The following is a 21,630-nucleotide window of genomic DNA, read 5'->3' as shown; positions in this document are numbered from 1 at the left end:
AGATGACCTCACAACAGCCCACCGCCGACGGCGCGGCTCCGTCCGCGGACGAAACGACCGCCGATGGCGAGCCGTCGGAACTCGAGGGGGTCCTGCCCGGCGACGTTTCGATCGACCTACCCGACGACGCCGACGGGGACGAAGCTGCGGCCATCGCGGCCGCGATCGGTGCCCACCTCCACGACCACGCGCTTGCGGTCGCCGCGGCCGCCGCCGAGGGGGAAGAGACGTGGGACGACGAGCGGTGGGCCTTCGCCGGCCGGGTCCGCGCACAGCAACACCGGACCGTCCGCGTCCCCCGCGGTGCGCCGACCGACGCGTGGTCGGCGGCGGGACGGACCGAGCAGTTCTAACCCGCCGCGGACCGTTTCGCTGGGTTCTCGAGAAAGAGAGCGAACCGCGACCGGAGCTACTCCGAATCCGATCCCAGTTCCGGCTCCGGTTCGTCGTCGGAGTCGGACATGGTGATCGGCTCTTCGGCCTCCATGCCCACGTCCTGGCCTTCCTTGATCGCCCGGGCCTGCTCTTCCATCGCCTCGACGTCCATCTCGGCTTGCTCGTCGATCTCGCCGATGATGTCGGCGATGTCGTCCAGCCCGATCAGTTCGCGCGTCTCGTCGTCGAACTCGAGGCTCTCGAGGGCCGCGCCGTTGCCTTTCACGTCGCTGCCCGAGAGGTGCTTGCCGTAGCGGCCGACCAGCGAGGTGAGTTCCTGGGGCATGACGAAGGTCGTCGACTCGCCCTGGCCGATGTCGGCCAGCGTCTCCATCCCTTTGTCGATGACCGCCCGTTCGCCCATCGATTCCGCGGAGCGCGCTCGCAGCACGGTCGAGATCGCGTCACCCTGTGACTCGAGGATCTGGCTCTGCTTTTCACCCTGGGCGCGGATGATGTTCGACTGCTTGTCACCCTCGGCCTTCTCGACGGCGCTGCGGCGTTCACCCTGCGCCTCGAGGATCATCGCGCGGCGGCGGCGCTCGGCGGAGGTCTGTTCCTCCATTGCGCCCTTGACGCCCGCCGAAGGCGTGACCTCGCGGACCTCGACCGACTCCACTCGAATGCCCCACTCGTCGGTGGGTTCGTCGAGTTCCTGGCGGATGCGCTCGTTGATCATCTCCCGGCGGGAGAGGGTGTCGTCGAGTTCCATGTCGCCGATCACGGCCCGCAGCGTCGTCTGGGCCAGGTTCGAGACCGCACGCTGGTAATCGTCGACTTCGAGGAACGCGCGCTTGGCGTTCATGACCCGGATGTAGACGACGGCGTCGGCCGTAACGGGGGAGTTGTCCCGCGTGATGGCCTCCTGTCGGGGCACGTCGAGCGTCTGCGTCCGCATGTCGAACGTGTAGATCCGGGAGACGTACGGCGGGACGATGTTCAGCCCCGGCTCGAGCAGTTTGCGGTACTCGCCGAAGACGGTCAGCGCGGCTCTGTCGTAGGCGTCGACGATCTCGACCATCTGCCAGACCGTGACCACGACGAGGAAGAGTCCGATCAGGCCGACGAGCAGGAGCGGGTCCTCGAGCACCGATTGTGTCTGTAGCGGGCCGAGTACGTTCTCGTACATCGTGTGCATGAGGGTCTCAGATCGGATAACGCTTGCCCATAACTCGCATGGGTAGTGGTTGCACGCGGTTCGGAGTGGAGCCGACACCGATAGCGATCGACGGTGTCGGGGGCGTGATCTGGCAAAAACTGACGCGAGATCGGACCCGTTGCGAAAAAGTAAGGTAGGGCCCTCACGACGGTATCCACAGAAATGTTCAGGAAGGTTCTCGTGGCGAACCGCGGGGAAATCGCCGTTCGCGTGATGCGAGCGTGCGAAGAGTTGAATATCGGGACCGTCGCGATCTACTCCGAGGCCGACAAGGACTCGGGCCACGTCCGCTACGCGGACGAAGCGTACAACGTGGGGCCGGCGCGTGCGGCCGACTCCTATCTCGATCACGAAGCCGTCATCGAGGCCGCGCGGAAGGCCGACGCCGACGCCATCCACCCCGGCTACGGGTTCCTCGCCGAGAACGCCGAGTTCGCGGGCAAAGTCCAGGACGCCGAGGGAATCACCTGGATCGGTCCGTCCAGCGACGCGATGGAGTCGCTCGGCGAGAAGACCAAGGCCCGGACGATTATGGACGAGGCTGACGTCCCGATCGTTCCTGGGACGACCGATCCCGTTACCGAGCCCGAGGCGGTCAAGGAGTTCGGCGAGAAACACGGCTACCCGATCGCTATCAAAGCGGAAGGCGGCGGCGGCGGCCGCGGAATGAAGGTCGTCTGGGACGAAAGCGAGGTCGAGGACCAACTCGAGAGCGCCAAGCGCGAGGGCGAGGCGTACTTCGACAACGACTCGGTCTACCTCGAGCGCTACCTCGAGCAGCCCCGCCACATCGAGGTGCAGATCCTCGCCGACGAGCACGGCAACGTCCGCCACCTCGGCGAGCGCGACTGCTCGCTCCAGCGCCGTCACCAGAAGGTTATCGAGGAGGCCCCGTCGGCCGCACTGACCGACGAACTGCGCGAGAAGATCGGCGAGGCCGCCAGGCAGGGCGTCGCCGCCGCCGACTACACCAACGCCGGAACCGTCGAGTTCCTCGTCGAGGAAGAACCCGGACGAGACGGCCCGCTGGGGCCGGACGCGAACTTCTTCTTCCTCGAAGTCAACACGCGGATCCAGGTCGAGCACACTGCGACCGAGGAGATCACCGGGATCGACATCGTCAAGCGACAGATCCAGATCGCAGCCGGCGAGGAGATCGACTTCGACCAGGACGACGTCGAGATCGACGGCCACGCGATCGAGTTCCGGATCAACGCCGAGAACGCGGCCGACGACTTCGCGCCCGCGACCGGCGGCACGCTCGAGACGTACGACCCGCCGGGCGGGATCGGCGTCCGACTCGACGACGCCCTGCGACAGGGGGACGACCTCGTCACCGACTACGACTCGATGATCGCGAAGCTGATCGTCTGGGGCGAGGACCGCGACGAGTGCATCGAGCGGTCGCTTCGCGCGCTCCGCGAGTACGAAATCGCGGGGATTCCGACGATCATCCCGTTCCACCGGCTGATGCTCACCGACGAGGAGTTCGTCCGGAGTACGCACACCACGAAGTACCTCGACGAAGAACTCGACGAGAGCCGCATCGAGGAAGCCCAGGAGCAGTGGGGCGGTGACACCGGCTCGGGCGGCAGCGAGGACGACGAGGAGACCGTCGAGCGCGAGTTCACCGTCGAGGTCAACGGCAAGCGCTTCGAGGTCGAACTCGAGGAGCGCGGTGCACCCGCCATCCCGACCGGCGATATCGAGGCCGGCGGCGGCCAGGCGAGCCGGCCCGAGCCTGCGGGCGGCTCGAGCAACGACGGCGGGACCGAACTCGAGGGCGACGGCGAGACCGTCGACGCCGAGATGCAGGGGACGATCCTCGACGTCGAGGTCGCGGAGGGCGACGAGGTCGCGGCCGGCGACGTGCTGGTCGTCCTCGAAGCGATGAAGATGGAAAACGACATCGTCGCCTCCCGGGGCGGCACCGTCACGCAGATCGCCACCGAGGAAGGCGAGAGCGTCGACATGGGCGACACGTTAGTCGTCCTCGAGTAACGGCCCGTGCCGCCGGTCGCGGGGGCGTCCGCCCGTGAACGTGTTCGCCGGAATTTCGAAGGTCGCTCCGGCACACCGGATATCTGCACGCGCCACCGGTCCGAGACCCTGCACGTGATCGACGGGACGACGGTTGCCTGCGCTCGATCGCCGTCGATCCACCATCCAGACGTTCCTGACCCGCGTGTCGCGTGTATCCGATCGCGACCGGCAAGAAACGGCGTGCCGACCGGCGGCTGCACCGAGCCATCGTCTGTGACGGCCGCTGCCACGCCGGTACCACTCCTTCCGGTCGGCTCGCGGTGATAGCCACGCTCTCGTCCGTCGCGAACCGATCCGAGTCGTTTTCTTGCTCCGGCGGCCGGATCGCTCAGTCGCCGGTCGAAACGCCGCGGGAGTCGCCGTCGGCGTCGTCCCACGGTAACGGGCCGTCGTACCCCTCCGGAACGAACGGACAGAGCGGGTCGCTCGCCAACGGGTCGCCGGTGTGGGCGAACGCCCGCGAGCGGCTGCCACCGCAGACGTGGCGGTAGGGACAGGCCCCGCACTTGCCCGAGAGGTTGTCGCGGTCGCGCAGCGACTGGAACAGCTCCGACTCGCGATAGAGTTCCGTGACCGGCCGCTCACGGACGTTACCGGCCGACTCCGGCAGGAAGCCGGAGGGGAACACCTCGCCCGTGTGACTGACGAACGCGAAGCCGTCGCCCGCGACGATGCCGGTCCGTCGTTCGATGCCGGCCCCCGGACCGGCCGCGCCGTCGTCCGTCTCGTCCCCGTCCGCCCGTCGCTGCATCGCGACCCGGCGGTACTGCGGGGCCTCGGTGGTCTTGACGCCGAAAGGTTCGGTTTCGCTGACCTCGTGGAGCCACTCCATTACCGCGTCGGCCCGCTCCGGCGGGACCGGCTCGAGGATACGCCCCCGCCCGACGGGCACGAGGAAGAAGACGCTCCACATGACGGCCCCGATCTCGGTCAGCAGCTCCCGGATCGCGGGGAGTTCGTCGACGGTCTGTCGGCAGACGGTGGTGTTGACCTGGACCGGGAGCCCGGCCGCTCGAGCGTCCTCGACGGCGCGGATGGTCTCCTCGAAGCTCCCGTCCTCGCCGCGGAAGGCGTCGTGGGCCGCCGGCGACGCGCCGTCGAGGCTGACCGCCATCCGCTTGAGTCCGGCGTCGGCCATCGACGCGATCCGGTCGGCGGTCAGCGAGCCGGTCCCGCTGGGCGTGATCGTCATCCGCAGGCCGAGGTCGTCGCCGTGAGCGATCAGGTCCTCGACGTCGTCGCGGACGAGCGGGTCGCCGCCCGAGAGCACGACCAGTTGGCCGTCGCCGAACTCGGCGGCCCCCTCGAGCAGGTCCATCCCCTCCGCGGTCGAGAGTTCGTCTGGGTGACGACGCTGCTGGGCGTCGGCGCGACAGTGATCACAGGCGAGCCCACAGGCCTGGGTAAGCTCCCAGATGAGGACGAACGGTCGTTCGGACGTATCGAACGTGCCGGGGCGCATAGCCGAGGGTGGGGCTCCGACGACCGAAAACGCCCCTCTGGTTCCCGCCGCCCGGGAAGACGGGAAGATGTTCGACCGTTCGCGGGGATATTCCCGCGCGCTGGGAGATCGCACAACGGCCTTCGGTATCGTGTCGAAGGTATCGATATGGTCGAGAAAGCGCGCCGGTCGGCGGTCGAGAGCGACGAGCGAGGGAACCCGACTCGGCAGTGGGAGGTCTTCGTCCGCAACGAGGAGGGAGATCCGATGCGCCACGTCGGGAGCGTCGCGGCCGCGAGCGGAAGCGAAGCACACGAGCACGCGTCCCGGCTGTTCGGCTGGTATGCCGCCGACATCTGGCTCTGTCCGGCCGACGAAGTCGAACGGTACTCGACGCGCGGCCTGGCGGAGACGGCCCAGGAGCGATCCGACGACGATGACGACGGCGACGACGGGAGCGAAGAACAGCGCGTCTACAAGGAGACTGCGGGTGCCTCGGAGGTGAACAGTCTGTGATCTCGATCAGCAAACTGCTCTGCGATCTCGACGCCGAGGGCGACGGGCTGCGCTACGACGCGGCCGACGACTCGAAGAAACCACAGATCACCGAGGAGAAACAGCAGCGGCCGGTCGTCGTCTGGAACGCGACCCGTCGGTGTAACCTCTACTGTTCGCACTGTTATGCCGGTGCCGAGACCGAGGCCGCGACCGGCGAGTTCACGACGGCCGAGGCGAAGTCGTTCCTCGACCAACTCGCCGACTTCGGCGCACCCGTCATCCTCTTCTCCGGCGGCGAACCCCTCGTCCGCGACGATCTGGTCGAACTCGTCTCCTACGCGGCGGATCGCGGGCTCCGACCCGTCCTGTCCTCGAACGGCACCCTGATCACCCGCGAGACGGCCGCGGCGTTGCGGGACGCCGGGCTCCAGTACGCCGGTATCTCCGTCGACGGCCTCCCCGAACGAAACGACCGCTTCCGCGGCGAGGAGGGCGCGTTCGACGCCGCCGTCCGCGGGATCGAACACTGTCTCGAGGTCGGCCTCAAGACCGGCCTGCGGTACACGATCACCGAGGCCAACGCGCCCGATCTCGAGGGGGTCGTCGATCTCCTCGTCGAGAAGGGCCTCGACCGGTTCTGTTTCTACCACCTCGACTACGGCGGTCGAGGGGCCGAGATCGTCGACGCCGATCTCTCCCCGCAGGCAAAGCGCGAGGCGATCGAACAGGTCGCCGACCTCACGCTCGCGTATCACGACCGCGGCGAGGAGATCGAGACCCTGCTGGTGGGCAACTACGCCGACGCCGCCTTCCTCGTGGAGTACGCCCGCGAGACCTTCGGCGAGGCGAAGGCCCGCGCGGTCTACGACCACCTCGAGCGAAACGGCGGCGACCCGACGGGCGAACGGATCGCGGACGTCGACTATCAGGGCAACGTCCATCCGACGCAGTTCTGGCAGGGGTACAGTCTCGGCAACGTCCGCGACCGGCCCTTCGGCGAGATCTGGGACGACGAGTCGAACCCGCTGCTGACGGCGCTGCGGAACCGCGAGGAACACCTCCACGGAAAGTGTGCGGACTGTCAGTATCAGTCGATCTGTCGGGGCGGCTCGCGGCTGCGGGCGCTCGCCGAAACGGGCGATCTGTTCGCCCCCGACCCGCAGTGTTACCTCCACGAGGACGAAGTGCGCGGCGAGGGTGGGCCGGCCGTCGGCGGTGCCGCGGACTGATCACGGTCCAAGCGCTCTCGGCCGAACGGCCGGGTAATGCCCGTTCTCGCGCAACTAGCTTCTGCTCGACGATTTCGAGGACCCGAGTGCCGCCCCCGATTCAGTTAGTGCGAGCGCCGCGCTCAGTCGCCGCCCACGTGGACACGAGTGACGTGCCCGCCACAGCCGCACCGATCGACGTACTCGAGCCGAACGTCGTCGAACGCTGCCTCGAGTTCGTCCCAGAGATACGTCTCGGGATGGCCGTGATCGCCGTGGGTGACGAGGTTGACGTGGTAGCCGGCGGCCGTCTGTGCGATCGCGTCTTTCGACTGCTCGACGATCAGATCCCGATCCATCGCGTGTTCGGGTCCCTCGAGATTCGCGGACCACGACGCGTCGTGCTCGCGACGCATGGCGGATTCGGCGCCGGAGTCGTCGGTCATAGTCGACACTCGGGTCCCGACGAGCCTCAGCAGTAGGGCGAACGTGTTCGCCACGGTGGTCGTCGGAGCCGCCGCCGACGGACCGCAAGACGATCAACAGCAGAACAGAAACGGGTAGAGCAACGCGACACGGTCGTCGTCGGCGAGTTCCGTCTCGAATCCGTCGAGGTGTTCGTTGAACCGGCCGTTGACACAGACCCGCGCGTACGGCCGGGTCTGCTCGCCCTCCGGGTTCTTGCGCCACGTCCCGGGCAGGTCGTCGGGAACCGGTGCCCAGCCGCTGTGGGTCGCGTCCGCTTCGGTTTCGGCGATGAGCATGTCGGCGAGATCGTACTCCGCGAAGAAGGCCTCGAGGAAGTCCCGGAGACGGTTCCCCTCGAAGGTGAACTCGAGTTCGTGGCGGCCGAGTGCGGTGCGGACGTGGCCGGTACAGCGGACGGTGACGGTCGTCTCGATTTCCCGGTCGGCCGTCGCGGCCGCGTGCTGGTCCGTAACGGTCGCGGTCGATCCCTCGTCGGCGGTGGTCGTCGCCTGGTCTGGTCCCATGGCTCACACAGCGATACGGTACGGATCGGCAAACGCTATCGTCCGAACTTGTTCGGGAGGAAGGGGACGGCCGTACGGGCCGTACCGGGAGACATGAACGGAATACCGGGCGGGTTACGGACCGACCAGCAGCCGCCGATGGTGATCCCGTTGCGGCACTTCCTGCTCGCGCTGGGCTTTCTCGCGGTCGGCATCGGTGGGGGGACCGTCCTGGCCGTCGCGACGCTGCCGGGTCTCGCCGGGCTGGCACGCCTCCACGCCCTGCTCGTGGGCTGGATCGCGGTGACGATCATAGGCGCGATGACCCAGTTCGTCCCCGTCTGGTCCGGCGTGGCGATCCACTCGCGGCGGTTGGCGGTCGCCCAACTGTGGCTCGTGACCGCCGGACTGGTCGGATTCGGCGCGGCGTTGCTCGCGGGCGCGTTCGCCTGGCTCCCGGTCGCCGGCGCGCTCATGCTGGCGGGAATCTGGGTGTTCGTCTATAACGTCGGGCGCACGATCGTCCGTGCACGCCCGTTCGATTTCACGGAGCGCCACTTCGCACTCGCGCTCGCGTGCTTCGGCCTCGTCGCACCGCTCGGGGCGCTTCTCGCGACGGATTTCACCACGCCGGTGTTCGAGTCGGTCCCGGTGAACCGATTCGAAATCCACGGCTCTCACGCGACGCTGGCGCTGTTCGGGGCCCTGCTCGCGACGGTCGTCGGTGCGCTGTTCCAACTGACGAAGATGTTCACGCAGGCGGAGCCTGATCGGTTGAGCGACCGCCTGCTTGCCCTCGAGCAACTGTGTTTCCCCGCCGGGCTCGCGGCGCTCGTGGTCGGCCGCGGACTCACCATCGCCCTCATCGCTCGCGTCGGCGCGGTCACCCTCCTCGTCGGCCTCGCCGCGTTCGCGGTCGTCGTCGCCCGATTACTGGCCGGCGCGACGGTCGAGCGGTCCCCGATGCTCGCTCGCTACTGGCTCGTCGTGGCGGCATTGGTCGCGTGGATCGCCCTCGCCGCGCCGACGTGGTGGGCCGATCCGCTCGCGTACGAATCGCTCTTCGGGTATCCCGGCTCCCGGACCCTCCTGCTGTTCGGCGTCTTCGGGTTCGTCGTCATCGGGTCGCTGTACCATATCGTCCCCTTCATCATCTGGATCGAACGCTACAGCGACCGGCTGGGCTTCGAGCAGGTGCCGATGATCGACGATCTCTACGACGACCGCCTCGAGCGCGCGGATTTCTGGCTGCTGCTCGTCGGCTTTGCCGGCCTGTCGGCGGCACCGCTGGTCGACCTTCCCGCCGTCGTCTCCACCGCGAGCAGCCTCCTTGCGACGGTCGGCGTCGGCGTGTTTATCGCGAACATGCTGCTGACGATCCACCGTCACGGACCCGACGGCATCGCCGGCGTGCTGGCGAGCGCGTTCGAGTCAGGCGAGGATGCCCCTGCAGCGGCCGGCGGAGAGCCCGACGTGGACGCGTCGCCCGATCGGTGACCGGGGAGAGGCCGACCCCGTCGGCGCGGGTCGTGCGAGTCTATTCCTCCGGCGACACATCGACCGCCGGTTCGGACCGCTGTGATTCGATCGTCGAGACGACCAGTTCGCCGTACTCGGCGGCCGTCAACTCGCCCGCGTTGTATGCCGCCGCGTGTCCCGTCTCGACCGTCGCCGACCCGTACGACGCGGGCGCGTCGTCGAGGATCGTCGCCCCCAGCGCGACGGTATCGTAACCCGCGTCGACCAGCGCCGCGTAGCCGCCCGCAATCAGGGCGATGTCGTGAGCGTTACCCTCGGCGTACCGATCGGTGTTGACGTACTCGAGAGTCAGCACGTCCCGTTCACGTGCGACCGACTCGACGGCCATGTCGAACTCCGCGAGCGTGGACGCGAGCCCGTCCGGAGTCGTGATGTCGGCAGCCGCCAGCGCCGGAATGCGCTCCTCGAAGATCGCGCTTCGTTCCGCGACGGGGAGGTCGGGGACGTACGCCGAGACCGGCCACTCCGTATTTGCGGGGAACTCCGTTCCCATCTCCTCGATACAGCCGGCGAGGGCGACGGTCACGGCGACCGTCCCCGTCCGCAGGAACCGCCGCCGCGTCGGCCGATCGCTTCCCTCTTCCGGCGCGTTCCGACCCATACCCTCGACACGCCGGCCCGCTGCAAATGAGTTCGTTCTGCAAACGCCGGCATCGGGATAAAGACGCGATTTCTCGTAGCCCGGACCACCCAGATGGCCCTCGAGTTGTACAACGTCGGGCTGGTCGTGGTCGGTGTGACACTGTTCGGCGTCGCCGTCCTCCCGCGATTCGTTTCTGATCGCGCGATCTCGCTGCCGATTTTCTTCGTCGCGTTCGGCATGCTCGCCTTCGGTCTGCCGATCGGACTGCCCGCGCCGGACCCGCTCGAGCAAGGGACGACGACGGAACACCTCGCGGAACTCGGCGTGATCGTCGCCCTGATGGGAGTCGGGTTGAAGATCGATCGGGTCCCCGGGCTGCGCGCGTGGGCGTCGACCTGGCGGTTGCTCGCGATCACGATGCCGCTGTCGATCGCCGGCGCGGCGCTGCTCGGCTGGTGGCTCGGCCTCGTGATTCCGACCGCGGTCCTGCTCGGTGCGTGCATCGCGCCGACCGATCCGGTACTGGCATCGGAGGTCCAGGTCAGGGGTCCGGGCATGGGCAGCGAAGAAGAAGGTCTCGAGGAGGCGGCCGGTGGTGAAGACGAGGTCAGATTCGCGCTCACCTCCGAGGCCGGGCTGAACGACGGGCTCGCGTTCCCGTTTACGAACATGGCGATCGCGATCGCGCTCGTCGGCCTCGCGCCCGGCAACTGGGTCGGCGAGTGGCTCCTCGTCGACGTCGGCTACCGGATCGCAGTCGGCGTGCTCGTCGGCGTCGCCCTCGGCTTCCTGACCGCGCGGCTCGTCTTCGCGACGGAGCCCGATACCCCCGTCGCGGAGTCGGTCCAGGGACTCGAGGCGATCGCCGGCACCCTGTTCGTCTACGGGGCGACCGAACTCGCGGGCGGCTACGGCTTCATCGCGGTCTTCGTCGCCGCGCTGATGGTCCGCCACTACGAGCGCTCCCACGACTACAACCGGTCGCTTCACGAGGTCAGCGAGTTCGCCGAACAGGTGATGATGGCACTCGTCATGCTCTTCTTCGGCGGCGCGATCGCAGGTGGACTCCTCGAGCCGCTCACGCTCGAGGGGATCGCGGCGGCAGTAGCGATCGTGTTCCTCGTCCGACCGCTCGCCGGGCTGGTCGGGTTCCTCGGGTTCGACCGCGACCCGGCCGAGCGGGCGACGATCGCCGTCTTCGGCGTCCGGGGAATCGGCTCGTTCTACTACCTCGCACACGGCCTCAACGAGGCCGCGTTCCCCGACGCCGACGTGCTGTGGGCCGTCGTCGGCGCGGTCGTGCTCATCTCGATCGTCGTTCACGGGATCACCGCCACCCCCGCGGTCCGCTGGCTCGAGGTGCGGGCACAGTAGCGGGTGACTCATCCCGTCCAGTCGGCGCGCTCGAAGAAAACCGTCCAGAGGACGGCGGCGTAGAGGAGCGCACCGACGACCGAGAGCCAGCGGCCCGGCCCGACCAGCGATGGGATCGACGCGAGCAGGCCCGCGACCTCGAGCCCCAGGCCGGCGACGAGCGCCGCGACCGACGCGCTCGCGGTTCGGTCGCCGATTCCGGGGGCGGACGCGACGGCCGGCGGATAGAAGCGGTAGGTGACGCCGACGATCGTCAGGCCGAGGAAGCCGCCGACGGCGAGCCGGTAGTGGGCGTCGAACGCGGCTGCCGGCGGACCCGCGGCGGGTGCGAACGCGAAGCACAGGCCCAGAACGGCGATCAGCGCGCCGTAGCCGGCTGCGGCGATGATGGCCCGGCCGCCGACGCGTCGGCGGTCGCTCTGCCGAGTCAGGTCGAGAACGGCGACGGCGAACCCGACGAGGGCGGTCGCCTGAAGTGCAGCACCGACGCGAAACACCGCCCCGCCGCGGAAGTCGGCCGCGAGCAGTGCGGGGCCGGCGATACCGGCGGCGACGACGACCGAGACCAGCAACGGGTGCACCGAAGCGACCAGCAGCCGGGGCAACAGTCGGAAGCCGATCGCAAAGACGAGCAGCGCCACCGTGCCCGCGGCGAGCAGGTGCGTCGTTGCCGGCCCGCTCGCCGGAAGTCCGGACGGCTCGCGGCCGAGTGCAGCCGCCAGCGGCAGCGCCGAACCGACGGTCAGGTACGCGAGCACGAACGGAACGGCGGCGTTCGCGATCCGGTCGGCGCGCCGACGGTGGGCGTCGGTCTCGCCGGTCCCGGTCTCGCGGCCCGTCGGGTTGTCGCGGACGGTCCAGCACAGCGTCCCGACGAAGACGAGGCTGCCGGCGAGCCAGCTCGCCGCGCTCGCGAGCGCGACGATGGCGGGGGCGATGCCGGTGCCGACCGCGAACGCGCCGAGCACGCCGAACGAGGCCAACGGGAGGTGGATCGCCGGCGCGCGCGGACCCGCGAGTTCGCGCGCGAAGTACGACGGAACGAGCGTGTAGGCCTTGCCGAAGACGACGTGGAGGACGAAGCCGAAGACGCCGAGGGGGACGGTCGCCGCTCTACCTACGCCGACAGCGACGGCGACCTGCCACGCGACGAAGAAGCCGATACCGACCGCGACGAACGCGCGCGACCACCGTGTGACGGTTGCGGTCGCGTTCCCGGTCCCCATCCGCGATCAGAACGGCGACTGAACGCTCGTCTCGTCGCCGTCCTCTCCTTTCGCTCCAGTCCCGGGGCCGCTACCGACCGGTTCGGCCGGGACCTCGCCGGACTCGAGGTACTGCGCTTCGAGGGACTCGAGCGTCCCGTTGAGCGACTCGGACTGGTGATGGGACGGACGGACGCGGACGCGGACGAGATCGTACTCGTGGCGATCGCTCAGGCCGTTCCAGGCGCGAAACGAGCCCTTGACGAGCGCGTCGGCTTGCGGACAGAACTCCGTCGTGGGGCTGAACTCCGCCCGGAGGACGGTCGGATCGTCAGCGTCGACCGCGTACCGGTAGCCCGCCTCGGGATGTCGGCGGTCGAGGTTGAGCCGCGCCAGATTGTAGCCGAAGGTGGCGTCGTAGACCCCCCGCTCCTCGAACAGATCCCGAGTCACGTCGTGGAAGGCGACGTGCTCCTCGCCTTCGAGGACGTCGTGACCCTCGAGGAACGCCCCCGGCTCGGGCACGTGCTCGGGCACGAACGATCCGGGCGCATCGAAGCTCCCCTCGCTGTCGCTCCCGTCCGTCGACCGCCCGCTCGAAAACGGATTCATCGTGATCCGTGCTACGTCCCGGAGCGTCCAGTAGCTCTTCCCGAACATGTCACCCGTCGTATCGCCCTCGAGATAGTTTCCGCGAATTCCACGCCACCCCTGTCGGCAATCGGTGATTGCGTGGTGACTGTCACTCCCTGAAGAGTTTTAGAATGTGTGAATGAAATAAAATTAGTAACTATTCTGGACCCAATTAGTGCATCATTGAGTAGATATGGCCACGATTAACCATAGATGGTTGCCAACCTCGAGTTAGGGCCAGAGGATTTATACCTGATCGAAGAAAGGCTCCGGTCAATGCTACTCTCAGTCGATCGATCGAACGCGACAGACCGGCAGTCTCTCAGTTTCGACGTAGTCGCTGCCGTCGCCGAGCGCGAGGGTGTCGACCCCGTCGATCTCGAGCCCCCGGAATACGAAGCCCTCTACGATGTCGTCAACCCCGAAGCTCTGGACGCGCTCTTTGCGACGCGAGAGAACGGCCACGAGCGGTCGGTCGGCCGCGTCGAGTTCCCCTTCTGTGGCTATCGGGTCGTCGTCACGAGCGACGGCGATGTCGACGTATCCGATCCCGAGACGCGGTAGCCGACGAATGGCTACTCCCGGTGCTCGATCCGTCGCCGCCATTCGGACGGTAGCGGCTGTGAACCGCCGTCGTCCGGCGCGGCGAGGACCTGAACGGTGCGTGCCGTCGCGGCGCGCTCGCCGTTCGCACGGATTTCGTACTCCATCGGCAGGCTCGAGTCGCCGAGTTCCGGCACGCGGAGCGCGACGGTAACGGCGTCGTCGGCCTTGATGGGGCGGGCATACTCGAGTTCGAGGCTCACGAGAACGGTGTTCGTCTCGGTCAACGAGACGTCGAGCACGTCCCGAAAGTAGGCCTCGCGGGCCTGCTCGAGGTACGTCGCATAGGTTGCGTTGTTGACGTGGCCCATGAAATCGATGTCGCGGAGTCGGACGTCGATGGCGGTCTCGTAGCTGTAGTCGTCCATGTACGAGTGAATAGTGCGCTGGCTGCCGTATAGCTGATTGCTCACCGCCGTCGCACCCGCGCGGCGGTCGATCCTCTCGGCCGATCAGTCGCCGGCCGTCGCGGCCTCGAAGACGGTCTCGTGGAGGCGATCCGCGACGATCTCCATCAGCGGCTTCATGTTGCGGGTGTCGGCCCGATTGTACTCGACGAGCGTCTCGAGGGCTGCCTCGTCGCCGGCTTCGTACTCGTGCCAGAGGCGCACCGCGTCGCGTCCGCTGAGGTCGGGCTTGTCCCGATCGATTCCGACGTCCTTCTCGATCGCTTTCAGCCCGCCGTCCAGCCCCACCTTCTTGCAGGGGTACATGAGGTCGACGTGGGGTACGTCCACGTCGATATCGAAACACGTCTCGAGGAAGGGAACGTCGAATCGCTGGCCGTTGAACGTGACCAACAGCGGCGCATCGGCGAGTTCCCGCTCGAGGCGGTCGCTCGTGAGATCGCGGCCCTTGACGAAGGTCGTCGTCTCGCCGCTCCGATGGAGGCTGACGGTCGTCACCTCGTTCGTGGACGCGTCGAGCCCGGTCGTCTCGATGTCCAGAAAGCACGTCTCGTCGCTGACGTTCTCGTAACAGCGCCAGCGACTCGAGGCCGGCAGCGCCTCCGCGAAGACGGAGATGTCTCCGCGCTCGAGGTGGGCCCGACCCTCGTCGATGAACGTCTCGATCCGGTCAGCCAGAGTCGAGCCGACGACGCTGCCGTCGAACTCGTCCCAATGGGTCACGCCGTGTTCCCAGAGCCGTCGTTCGGTCGTCTCCCCGACCCCGCGGACGGGGATGAAACTGTTCTCGATTCGCACACCAGTTGGAGGGCACGGGGTGGGTAAAAACGCTTGGATCGGTCGTCACGCAGTGGTGGGCTCTCACCGTCGGCGACACGCGCCCAGCGCCCCAGTGCCGTCGTCGGCAACGGAAGCGACGCTGCCTACAACTCGAGCCAGTCGGTGGTCGTGTCCGCCTCCCGGAGATACCACTGCTGTTCGTCGGTTCCGTTTCGGGATCGGACCGTCACGACCGCATCGAACATCGGCTCGAGGAGGTTGACGGCGTCGTGGTCCGGGCCCAGCGGTAAGTGATAGTGACCCATGCCACACGCTTGATCGACTCGCGAGGTCGTCAACTGCAGCAGCCGGAACACCGTTTCCGCGTCGTACTCCTGGAGCAGCGGCACGAGCGAATCGACGCAGACGCGAAGCGCCGACGGAGCGAGCCCGTCGGCGCTGTCGTCGAACTCGCCGATGGTCTCGACGATCTCGATCCCGAGCGTCCCCAGCGACGGCTGCCCGCTCTCGCCGTCCGATTCCGACCGCGACTCGAGCCCCGATTGCGAGTAATCGATCGTTCGGACCCGTTCGATCCCGGGATCAGCGCCACCTTCGTGTGCGACGTGGTCGTCCGCATCCGTGACGAACAGGCGGTATCGAGCGTCCTCCCGTGCTGCACCGAGCAGTTGCTGACAGGCGGTCTCGTGTGGTCCCTTGGCCGTACCGACGAGTAAGATGTTGCTTCCCTCCCGCTTGAGGGTTCCGAGCGTTCGTGCGAACGTCGCACAGTCCGGGACGGCGTCCCCTCGCTCGTCTTCCATTCCGTTCGATCAGTCAAACGGTATCGAGATAAAAATTGCGGCTGAGAGTCACGCGGAAAAGGACATCACGTCTGGCCATTACTATCGAATAGTCCCGATCGGCCGGTTTTTTACACCGGCGGCCGTAGGGAGCACATGGCCGATTCCGACGACGAACTCGCCGACGCGATTCGCGAACTCGCGCGAACGATCGACGCGCTCCGAGACGAACTCGAGGGGCCGCGCTCGCGTCGCCGGCCCCCGCTGCGCCCGCCGACGCCGCGGGAACTCCTGCGATTCACCGACGAAGTCGCCCTTCCCGCCGTTCTGGCCGTCCTCGAGACCAGCGTCCGCGCGCTCGAGGCGTTCCAGCGGAGCCTGAAAGTCGTTCGAACCGGGCAAGAGGCGCGGGACCGAACGGAGGCGGCCACCGACGCGACGAGCGAGCGCGCGAGCGAACTCCGCCGTACGACGCTCTCACAGCTCGATTCCGTACTGTCGGAACTCCAGCGAGCCGCTTCCGAGGGCGGCCTCCCCGCCGACGAGGAGGCTCGCGACCTCCTCGCGGAGGCTCGGGAACTCCGCGACGACGTCGACAGCCGCCTCCGGGACGCCGCCGAACGGGAGTCACGATCCGGACCGACCGCCGACTCCGATCGACCGGCGGCCGAACGCGGAGTGACGATCGATATCGAGGACGGTCCGCCGACCGAAGACGGAACGGACCGTGACGACGACCCCGGCCGCGACTCCGCCGTCGACGTCGACGCCGAACTCGAGACGCTTCGGGATCAATACGCCGACGACGAGGACGGCGACTCGAATGCGGCCGACTCGAGCGAGGGCGACGCCGACGGATCGGACGGGGACGGTTCCGATGCCGGCACTGGGGCCGACGGCGCGGAAGACGGCAGCGACGAACCCTGAATCCGCTGTGGCGGGTGTGTGGGCCCGACGGCCATCAGAGCGGCTCGAACCGGTAGCCGTCCCACGCCTGGCTTTCGGGTTCTCTGATGCCCGCGCCGGGTTCGCGGAGTTCGTCGACGTACACCGGCCGCACCTCGTCGCCCGTCTCGACATCGCCGGTAGTTAGTTGCCCGATCGCACGGACCGACGCGCCGTCGTCGCCGGACTGCGTCCGGCTGCTCGAGGCGTCGTCGGACGCCTCGCTGACATCGAACTCGACGATCGCGAGGTGGTTGGGTTCGCGGACGCCGGGCGGCGTCGCGGTGCTGGTCGTCCAGGTCACGACCTCCGCGGTGTACTCGCTGAGATCGATCGTCTCGACCGGCTCCGCGCCGTCAGGACCGCGCGGGTGGCCGGGGTAGGTGATCGTACCGTCGTCGTAGCGCGTCGCTTCCATGGTCATCGTGCAGCCTCCATGATGGTCGTAATCACGCAATTGCCGAAGCCGCCGACGTTACAGCACAGGCCCGCGTCGGCGTCGACCTGCCGCGGACCGGCCTCGCCGACGAGTTGTTCGTAGATCTCGACGCCCTGAGCGACACCGCTGGCTCCGAGCGGGTGGCCCTTCGATTTGAGCCCGCCAGAGGTATTGGTCGGCAACTCGCCGGTGTCTCGCTCGGTGTCCCCGTCCTCGACGCGTTTCCAGGCCTCACCCTGCTCGGCGAAGCCAAGCCCCTCCATCTGCAGGAACTCGAGGATGGTGAACATGTCGTGGAGTTCGGCCACGTCGATGTCCGCGGGCGCGAGTCCGCTCATCTCGTAGGCCCCGTTGCCGCTCTCGACGACGCCGTCCATGACGGTCGGGTCCGCGCGTTCGTGGACGACCTGCGTGTCCGTCGCCCCGTCGACGCCGGTGACGACGGCGTAGTCGTCGGTGTACTCCCGGGCGACGGATTCCGGACAGAACAGGAGTGCTGCCGAGCCGTCCGTGATCGGACAGAAGTCGTACAGCCGCAGCGGATCGGCCACGATCGGTGACTCCAGGACCGTCTCGAGGTCGACTTCCTTCCGGAACTGGGCGTGAGGGTTGTCGACGCCGTTCTTGTGATTTTTGACCGCGACCTTCCCGAGACTCTCGCGGGGCGCGTCGAACCGCTCCAAGTAGTGGCGCGCCGTCAGGCCCGCGAAGGAGGGCAGCGTGACGCCAGCATTGTACTCGACCGGGTGCGTCACCGAGGCGATGATGTCGGTCGTCTCGGCCGTCGATCGATGTGTCATCTTCTCGCCGCCGACGAGCAATGTCATGTCGCTGGCCCCGCTTTCGATCGACTGCCAGGCGGCGTAGATTCCCGCACCGCCGCTCGCACTGGTCTGATCGACGCGCTGGGTGTACGCCGGGATAGCACCGATATCGTGGACCAGCGCGTTCATCACGCCCGTCTGTCCTTCGAACTCGCCGCTGGTCATGTTCGAGACGTACAGGTGCTCGACATCGCTCGCATCGACGCCCGCGTCCTCGAGACAGTCGCTGCCGGCCGCCGCGAGGAGATCCGTGATCCATTCGCCCTCGCGGTGCCCGAACTGGGTCATCGAGGCACCGATGATCGCAACACGTTCCATATCTGGTGATTCCTCTACCGGTTGCTGACCACGAATTATAATTTAAAGATACTGTCAAAGTCCACTCAATGAATCCGACAGACGGAACCATCTCCCTCCGCGAGAGACGGCCCGGGAATCGGCACACACGGCCGTCGGCGACGAGCGGAGGAGGACACACGGCATCGGCGATAGCTGGACAACGGTTTTCACCGGTCGGCGGTCTGCTATCCGCGGACTCGAGGAACCCGACTGCAGCGCAGCAGCGACGGCTTATACTGGCTCGAACCGGTAGCCGTCCCACGCTTGACTCTCGGGCTCTCGAATGCCCGCGCCGGGATCGCGGAGTTCGTCGACGTAGACCGGCCGTACCTCGTCGCCCGTCTCGACGTCGCCGGTGGTCAATTGGCCGATCGCGCGGACGGACTCGCCCTCCACGTCGAACTCGACGATCGCGAGGTGGTTGGGTTCGCGGACGCCGGGCGGCGTCGCGGTGCTGGTCGTCCAGGTCACGATCTCGGCAGTGTATTCGCTGAGGTCGATCGTTTCGACCGGTTCCGAGCCGCCCGGGCCGCGTGGATGACCGGGGTAGGTGATCGAGCCGTCGTCGTAGCGCGTCGCTTCCATAGTCATTGTGCAGCCTCCATGATGGTCGTAATCACGCAGTTACCAAAGCCGCCGACGTTACAGCACAGCCCCACGTCCGCGTCGACCTGTCGGGGACCGGCCTCGCCGACGAGTTGTTCGTAGATCTCGACGCCCTGGGCTACGCCGCTGGCCCCGAGCGGGTGGCCCTTCGATTTGAGCCCACCGGAGGTGTTGATCGGGAGTTCGCCGTCGCGTTCCGTGTGTCCCTCCTCGACGCGTTTCCAGGCCTCGCCCTGCTCGGCGAAGCCAAGTCCTTCCATCTGCAGGAACTCGAGGATGGTGAACATGTCGTGGAGTTCGGCCACGTCGATGTCGTCGGGTCCGTATCCGCTCATCTCGTACGCACCCTTCCCGCTCTCGACGACGCCGCCCATGACGGTGGGGTCCTCGCGTTCGTGGACCACGTGGGTATCCGTCGCGCCGTCGATCCCCGTGATGACAGCGTACTCGTCGGCGTACTCCTTCGCGATCGATTCCGGACAGAGCATAAGCGCCGCGGAGCCGTCCGTGATCGGACAGAAGTCGTACAGCCGCAGCGGGTCGGCGACGATCGGGGACTCCAGGACCGTCTCGAGGTCGACCTCCGTCTGGAACTGGGCGTGAGGGTTGTCGACGCCGTTCTTGTGGTTCTTGACCGCGACCTTCCCGAGGCTCTCGCGGGGGGCGTCGAACCGCTCCAAGTAGTGGCGTGCCGTCAGGCCCGCGAAGGAGGGCAGCGTGACGCCGTGTTTGTACTCCGCGGGATGGGTCAGCGACGCGATGACGTCGGTCGCTTCCCCGGTCGTCTTGTGCGTCATCTTCTCGCCGCCGACGAGCATCGTCATGTCGCTGGCACCGCTGGCGACCGACTGCCAGGCCGCGTAGATCCCCGCACCGCCACTGGAACTCGTCTGGTCGATGCGCTGGGTGTACGCCGGCATCGCGTCGAGGTCGTGGGCCAGGGCGTTGGGAACGCCCGTCTGCCCTTCGAACTCGCCACTGGCCATGTTCGAGACGTACAGGTGTTCGACGTCGTCGGCGTCGACACCCGCGTCCTCGAGACACTCGATTCCGGCCTCCGCGAGGAGGTCTTGGATCCACTCCCCCTCCCGTTGCCCGAACTGGGTCATGGAGGCTCCGATGATTGCAACACGTCCCATACCGTAGCGGACTCAAGACATCGATTTATAAGTGCGGGTCACGACGGCGGACGCAATCGCCCCGAGAGACGGCTCCTGCAATCTTGCTCGGAGAAAAGCGCCGCCGCGACTGGGTGTGCTCCCTACGAGGCCGATTCCGCCGCCGCCGTTCGCAACTCGCTCGCGCGCGAGCGCGCCTGCGAGATCACCGCGGGCCGGGCCTCGAAGGAGACGATCACGTCCTCGTCGCCGTAGGTAACGTCGTCGACGCTCGCGTTGTCGTGAAGCCACGAGACGACGCTCATCGTGTCGTCGGTCATCGGCAGCATGAGCCGTTCTTCCTCCCAGTCGGGCAGTTCACGATCGATCCGCTCGAGCAGGCCGTCGACGTTGAGCCCCTCCTTGGCGCTGACGGTGACCGGGTTCGGTGCGAGCGACGACAGGGCCTCGCGCTTGTCGGTGAGTTCCTCGTCGCTTACCTGATCGATCTTGTTCAACACGGTCACGATCGGGGCCTCGTTGCGCTCGTAGAGTGTGTCGTGGGACGTGACCAGCTTCTCGTGAATCTCGTCGACCGGCTCGCTGACGTCGACGACGAGCAAGACCAGGTCCGCCCGGTAGACCGAGTCCAGCGTCGACTTGAACGACTCGACCAGCCAGTGGGGGAGATCGCTGATGAACCCGACCGTGTCGGTCACCAGGACGTCCCGCCGGTCGATGGCCGCCCGTCGCGTCGTCGTCCCCAGCGTCGTGAACAGCTTGTCCTGGGACTCGGCCGTCGGATCCAGATCGGGATGTAATTCCTCGTTTTCCTCGACCTCGAGATCGGTCGCGAGCTGGCGCAACAGGGTCGACTTCCCCGCGTTGGTGTATCCCGCGAGCGCGACCAGATCGAACCCGGAGTCCCGACGGCGCTCCCGGCGCTGCTGTTCGGTCTGCTCGATTCGCTCGAGTTCGTCTTTGATCCGGCTGATCTGGGCTTTGATGTCCCGTTCGCGGCTCTCGTCGTACTCGCCCAGCCCCATGAAGCCGGGGTGTTCCTCCCGCTTGGCGAGGCTCGTCTTCGCCTCGGCACGGGGGAGTTCGTAGCGGAGTTCGGCCAGTTCGACCTGCAACTGTGCCTTCCGCGTCTGGGCGCGCTGGCCGAAAATCTCGAGGATCAGCGTGAACCGATCGATGACCTCGACGCCGTCCGGCAGGAGCTGTCCGAGGTTGTACGTCTGATACGGGCCGAGCCGGTTGTCGAAGACGACGGTCGTCGCGTCGGTCTCCGCGGCGAGCGCGGCCAGTTCCTCTGCTTTCCCCTCGCCGATCTGAAGGGCCGGATCGGCCCGTCGGGACTGCGTGACCTCGCCGACGACGGTATACCCCGCCGCCCGGGCCAGGTCGCGAATCTCGCTCGTGTCGGCCGTGCCGGAATCGACGCGTTTCGCGATGATCGTGTTCATGCGGGTGGCTTCGTGTCTGCCGGGCGTGGTCGGTCGTGCTCGCTCGAGCGCCGCGGCTCGTCGCTTCCGCGACCCGTCGCTCGCCGACACCGGCCGCGCAGTCGGTGCGGGCACTGCCGCGTGGACCCGGAGACGCTAACGATGCCGGTCGCACACCTCCGTTGGACGCACGTGAGTCATACTCGTCCGTACGCGGCGAACCGTCTTGAATCCCGCGCCCGCTGTGACCGTCCGCGCGTTCGCGTCGCGG

General features: G+C 67.3%; 23 protein-coding genes. 8 read left to right on the top strand and 15 right to left on the bottom strand.

Annotation, left to right across the window (positions count from 1 at the left end; all coding sequences use genetic code 11):
• Positions 1 to 2 precede the first annotated feature (2 nt).
• On the top strand, positions 3 to 353 hold the full coding sequence (locus ALTAJ2_RS06380) for a hypothetical protein (protein WP_007108408.1): 351 nt from the start codon (positions 3 to 5) through the stop codon (positions 351 to 353).
• Between the two features lie 56 nt (positions 354 to 409).
• Here the strand turns inward: ALTAJ2_RS06380 and ALTAJ2_RS06375 are convergent, their stop codons facing one another.
• On the bottom strand, positions 410 to 1,564 hold the full coding sequence (locus ALTAJ2_RS06375) for an SPFH domain-containing protein (protein WP_049899908.1): 1,155 nt from the start codon (positions 1,562 to 1,564) through the stop codon (positions 410 to 412).
• A gap of 192 nt (positions 1,565 to 1,756) precedes the next feature.
• Here ALTAJ2_RS06375 and ALTAJ2_RS06370 point away from each other — a divergent pair, with 192 nt between their 5' ends.
• Entirely contained in the window at positions 1,757 to 3,595 is a 1,839-nt protein-coding gene (locus tag ALTAJ2_RS06370; protein ID WP_007108406.1) for an acetyl-CoA carboxylase biotin carboxylase subunit, read from the top strand.
• Positions 3,596 to 3,965: 370 nt separating this feature from the next.
• Here ALTAJ2_RS06370 and ALTAJ2_RS06360 read toward each other — a convergent pair whose 3' ends face one another.
• Positions 3,966 to 5,099, bottom strand: a complete 1,134-nt coding sequence (locus ALTAJ2_RS06360) for a TIGR04053 family radical SAM/SPASM domain-containing protein (protein ID WP_007108404.1) — start codon at positions 5,097 to 5,099, stop codon at positions 3,966 to 3,968.
• A 147-nt stretch (positions 5,100 to 5,246) separates the two neighbouring features.
• On the opposite strand from ALTAJ2_RS06360, the gene ALTAJ2_RS06355 reads away from it, so the two are divergent.
• Positions 5,247 to 5,594, top strand: coding sequence for an Htur_1727 family rSAM-partnered candidate RiPP (locus ALTAJ2_RS06355; RefSeq protein ID WP_007108403.1), 348 nt, complete (start codon positions 5,247 to 5,249; stop codon positions 5,592 to 5,594).
• The gene (locus ALTAJ2_RS06350; RefSeq protein WP_007108402.1) at positions 5,591 to 6,805 is read left to right on the top strand and encodes a TIGR04347 family pseudo-SAM/SPASM protein; all 1,215 of its coding nucleotides are present in this window, start codon (positions 5,591 to 5,593) and stop codon (positions 6,803 to 6,805) included. Before ALTAJ2_RS06355 ends, ALTAJ2_RS06350 begins: the two co-directional genes overlap by 4 nt.
• 122 nt (positions 6,806 to 6,927) lie before the next feature.
• Here the strand turns inward: ALTAJ2_RS06350 and ALTAJ2_RS06345 are convergent, their stop codons facing one another.
• Positions 6,928 to 7,230 carry a CGCGG family putative rSAM-modified RiPP protein gene (locus ALTAJ2_RS06345; protein WP_007108401.1) on the bottom strand — a complete coding sequence of 101 codons (303 nt, stop codon included), beginning with the start codon at positions 7,228 to 7,230 and terminating at the stop codon, positions 6,928 to 6,930.
• 93 nt (positions 7,231 to 7,323) lie between these two features.
• On the bottom strand, positions 7,324 to 7,776 hold the full coding sequence (locus ALTAJ2_RS06340) for a ubiquitin family protein (RefSeq protein WP_007108400.1): 453 nt from the start codon (positions 7,774 to 7,776) through the stop codon (positions 7,324 to 7,326).
• Positions 7,777 to 7,869: 93 nt separating this feature from the next.
• Between ALTAJ2_RS06340 and ALTAJ2_RS06335 the strand changes: the two genes are divergently transcribed.
• Positions 7,870 to 9,252: a heme-copper oxidase family protein gene (locus tag ALTAJ2_RS06335; protein WP_239647704.1), complete on the top strand. Its 1,383-nt coding sequence runs from the start codon at positions 7,870 to 7,872 to the stop codon at positions 9,250 to 9,252.
• A 40-nt stretch (positions 9,253 to 9,292) separates the two neighbouring features.
• Here the strand turns inward: ALTAJ2_RS06335 and ALTAJ2_RS06330 are convergent, their stop codons facing one another.
• Positions 9,293 to 9,895 (bottom strand): hypothetical protein, encoded by a 603-nt coding sequence (locus ALTAJ2_RS06330; RefSeq protein WP_007108398.1) that lies wholly within the window; start codon positions 9,893 to 9,895, stop codon positions 9,293 to 9,295.
• Positions 9,896 to 9,988: 93 nt separating this feature from the next.
• On the opposite strand from ALTAJ2_RS06330, the gene ALTAJ2_RS06325 reads away from it, so the two are divergent.
• Positions 9,989 to 11,251: a cation:proton antiporter gene (locus ALTAJ2_RS06325; RefSeq protein WP_007108397.1), complete on the top strand. Its 1,263-nt coding sequence runs from the start codon at positions 9,989 to 9,991 to the stop codon at positions 11,249 to 11,251.
• 8 nt (positions 11,252 to 11,259) lie between these two features.
• Here ALTAJ2_RS06325 and ALTAJ2_RS06320 read toward each other — a convergent pair whose 3' ends face one another.
• Entirely contained in the window at positions 11,260 to 12,477 is a 1,218-nt protein-coding gene (locus ALTAJ2_RS06320) for a hypothetical protein (RefSeq protein ID WP_007108396.1), read from the bottom strand.
• A 6-nt stretch (positions 12,478 to 12,483) separates the two neighbouring features.
• Positions 12,484 to 13,116, bottom strand: a complete 633-nt coding sequence (locus ALTAJ2_RS06315; RefSeq protein ID WP_007108395.1) for a hypothetical protein — start codon at positions 13,114 to 13,116, stop codon at positions 12,484 to 12,486.
• A 249-nt stretch (positions 13,117 to 13,365) separates the two neighbouring features.
• Between ALTAJ2_RS06315 and ALTAJ2_RS06310 the strand changes: the two genes are divergently transcribed.
• Complete coding sequence (locus tag ALTAJ2_RS06310) at positions 13,366 to 13,653, top strand: HalOD1 output domain-containing protein (protein ID WP_007108394.1); 288 nt, start codon at positions 13,366 to 13,368, stop codon at positions 13,651 to 13,653.
• Positions 13,654 to 13,664: 11 nt separating this feature from the next.
• On the opposite strand, the gene ALTAJ2_RS06305 is transcribed toward ALTAJ2_RS06310, so the two are convergent.
• The 3 genes from ALTAJ2_RS06305 to ALTAJ2_RS06295 form a co-directional block, all read right to left on the bottom strand.
• Positions 13,665 to 14,060, bottom strand: coding sequence for an acyl-CoA thioesterase (locus tag ALTAJ2_RS06305; protein WP_007108393.1), 396 nt, complete (start codon positions 14,058 to 14,060; stop codon positions 13,665 to 13,667).
• Positions 14,061 to 14,144: 84 nt separating this feature from the next.
• Positions 14,145 to 14,897 (bottom strand): ribonuclease H-like domain-containing protein, encoded by a 753-nt coding sequence (locus ALTAJ2_RS06300; RefSeq protein ID WP_007108392.1) that lies wholly within the window; start codon positions 14,895 to 14,897, stop codon positions 14,145 to 14,147.
• A 125-nt stretch (positions 14,898 to 15,022) separates the two neighbouring features.
• Positions 15,023 to 15,682, bottom strand: coding sequence for a DUF7504 family protein (locus tag ALTAJ2_RS06295; protein ID WP_007108391.1), 660 nt, complete (start codon positions 15,680 to 15,682; stop codon positions 15,023 to 15,025).
• 135 nt (positions 15,683 to 15,817) lie between these two features.
• On the opposite strand from ALTAJ2_RS06295, the gene ALTAJ2_RS06290 reads away from it, so the two are divergent.
• The gene (locus ALTAJ2_RS06290) at positions 15,818 to 16,588 is read left to right on the top strand and encodes a DUF7547 family protein (RefSeq protein ID WP_007108390.1); all 771 of its coding nucleotides are present in this window, start codon (positions 15,818 to 15,820) and stop codon (positions 16,586 to 16,588) included.
• 34 nt (positions 16,589 to 16,622) lie between these two features.
• Here ALTAJ2_RS06290 and ALTAJ2_RS06285 read toward each other — a convergent pair whose 3' ends face one another.
• The 5 genes from ALTAJ2_RS06285 to hflX form a co-directional block, all read right to left on the bottom strand.
• Positions 16,623 to 17,030, bottom strand: coding sequence for a hypothetical protein (locus tag ALTAJ2_RS06285; RefSeq protein WP_007108389.1), 408 nt, complete (start codon positions 17,028 to 17,030; stop codon positions 16,623 to 16,625).
• The gene (locus ALTAJ2_RS06280; protein WP_007108388.1) at positions 17,027 to 18,187 is read right to left on the bottom strand and encodes a thiolase family protein; all 1,161 of its coding nucleotides are present in this window, start codon (positions 18,185 to 18,187) and stop codon (positions 17,027 to 17,029) included. The genes ALTAJ2_RS06285 and ALTAJ2_RS06280 overlap by 4 nt, the downstream gene beginning before the upstream one ends.
• A gap of 252 nt (positions 18,188 to 18,439) precedes the next feature.
• The gene (locus ALTAJ2_RS06275) at positions 18,440 to 18,799 is read right to left on the bottom strand and encodes a PhlB family protein (protein WP_007108387.1); all 360 of its coding nucleotides are present in this window, start codon (positions 18,797 to 18,799) and stop codon (positions 18,440 to 18,442) included.
• Positions 18,796 to 19,953, bottom strand: coding sequence for a thiolase family protein (locus ALTAJ2_RS06270; protein WP_007108386.1), 1,158 nt, complete (start codon positions 19,951 to 19,953; stop codon positions 18,796 to 18,798). The genes ALTAJ2_RS06275 and ALTAJ2_RS06270 overlap by 4 nt, the downstream gene beginning before the upstream one ends.
• A 122-nt stretch (positions 19,954 to 20,075) precedes the next feature.
• Complete coding sequence (hflX, locus tag ALTAJ2_RS06265) at positions 20,076 to 21,380, bottom strand: GTPase HflX (protein WP_049899905.1); 1,305 nt, start codon at positions 21,378 to 21,380, stop codon at positions 20,076 to 20,078.
• Positions 21,381 to 21,630: the final 250 nt, after the last annotated feature.

It is taken from the genome of Natrinema altunense (assembly GCF_000731985.1).
GTDB lineage: Archaea > Halobacteriota > Halobacteria > Halobacteriales > Natrialbaceae > Natrinema > Natrinema altunense.
This window is presented reverse-complemented; position numbering and strand designations above follow the sequence as displayed.

What these genes read in the sequence shown, in the direction of transcription:
- ALTAJ2_RS06380 (WP_007108408.1), top strand. Translation starts at nt 3, where the DNA reads ATGACCTCACAACAGCCCACCGCCGACGGCGCGGCTCCGTCCGCGGAC.
- ALTAJ2_RS06375 (WP_049899908.1), bottom strand. Translation starts at nt 1,564, where the DNA reads ATGTACGAGAACGTACTCGGCCCGCTACAGACACAATCGGTGCTCGAG.
- ALTAJ2_RS06370 (WP_007108406.1), top strand. Translation starts at nt 1,757, where the DNA reads ATGTTCAGGAAGGTTCTCGTGGCGAACCGCGGGGAAATCGCCGTTCGC.
- ALTAJ2_RS06360 (WP_007108404.1), bottom strand. Translation starts at nt 5,099, where the DNA reads ATGCGCCCCGGCACGTTCGATACGTCCGAACGACCGTTCGTCCTCATC.
- ALTAJ2_RS06355 (WP_007108403.1), top strand. Translation starts at nt 5,247, where the DNA reads ATGGTCGAGAAAGCGCGCCGGTCGGCGGTCGAGAGCGACGAGCGAGGG.
- ALTAJ2_RS06345 (WP_007108401.1), bottom strand. Translation starts at nt 7,230, where the DNA reads ATGACCGACGACTCCGGCGCCGAATCCGCCATGCGTCGCGAGCACGAC.
- ALTAJ2_RS06340 (WP_007108400.1), bottom strand. Translation starts at nt 7,776, where the DNA reads ATGGGACCAGACCAGGCGACGACCACCGCCGACGAGGGATCGACCGCG.
- ALTAJ2_RS06335 (WP_239647704.1), top strand. Translation starts at nt 7,870, where the DNA reads ATGAACGGAATACCGGGCGGGTTACGGACCGACCAGCAGCCGCCGATG.
- ALTAJ2_RS06330 (WP_007108398.1), bottom strand. Translation starts at nt 9,895, where the DNA reads ATGGGTCGGAACGCGCCGGAAGAGGGAAGCGATCGGCCGACGCGGCGG.
- ALTAJ2_RS06325 (WP_007108397.1), top strand. Translation starts at nt 9,989, where the DNA reads ATGGCCCTCGAGTTGTACAACGTCGGGCTGGTCGTGGTCGGTGTGACA.
- ALTAJ2_RS06320 (WP_007108396.1), bottom strand. Translation starts at nt 12,477, where the DNA reads ATGGGGACCGGGAACGCGACCGCAACCGTCACACGGTGGTCGCGCGCG.
- ALTAJ2_RS06315 (WP_007108395.1), bottom strand. Translation starts at nt 13,116, where the DNA reads ATGTTCGGGAAGAGCTACTGGACGCTCCGGGACGTAGCACGGATCACG.
- ALTAJ2_RS06310 (WP_007108394.1), top strand. Translation starts at nt 13,366, where the DNA reads ATGCTACTCTCAGTCGATCGATCGAACGCGACAGACCGGCAGTCTCTC.
- ALTAJ2_RS06305 (WP_007108393.1), bottom strand. Translation starts at nt 14,060, where the DNA reads ATGGACGACTACAGCTACGAGACCGCCATCGACGTCCGACTCCGCGAC.
- ALTAJ2_RS06295 (WP_007108391.1), bottom strand. Translation starts at nt 15,682, where the DNA reads ATGGAAGACGAGCGAGGGGACGCCGTCCCGGACTGTGCGACGTTCGCA.
- ALTAJ2_RS06290 (WP_007108390.1), top strand. Translation starts at nt 15,818, where the DNA reads ATGGCCGATTCCGACGACGAACTCGCCGACGCGATTCGCGAACTCGCG.
- ALTAJ2_RS06285 (WP_007108389.1), bottom strand. Translation starts at nt 17,030, where the DNA reads ATGACCATGGAAGCGACGCGCTACGACGACGGTACGATCACCTACCCC.
- ALTAJ2_RS06280 (WP_007108388.1), bottom strand. Translation starts at nt 18,187, where the DNA reads ATGGAACGTGTTGCGATCATCGGTGCCTCGATGACCCAGTTCGGGCAC.
- ALTAJ2_RS06275 (WP_007108387.1), bottom strand. Translation starts at nt 18,799, where the DNA reads ATGACTATGGAAGCGACGCGCTACGACGACGGCTCGATCACCTACCCC.
- ALTAJ2_RS06270 (WP_007108386.1), bottom strand. Translation starts at nt 19,953, where the DNA reads ATGGGACGTGTTGCAATCATCGGAGCCTCCATGACCCAGTTCGGGCAA.
- hflX (WP_049899905.1), bottom strand. Translation starts at nt 21,380, where the DNA reads ATGAACACGATCATCGCGAAACGCGTCGATTCCGGCACGGCCGACACG.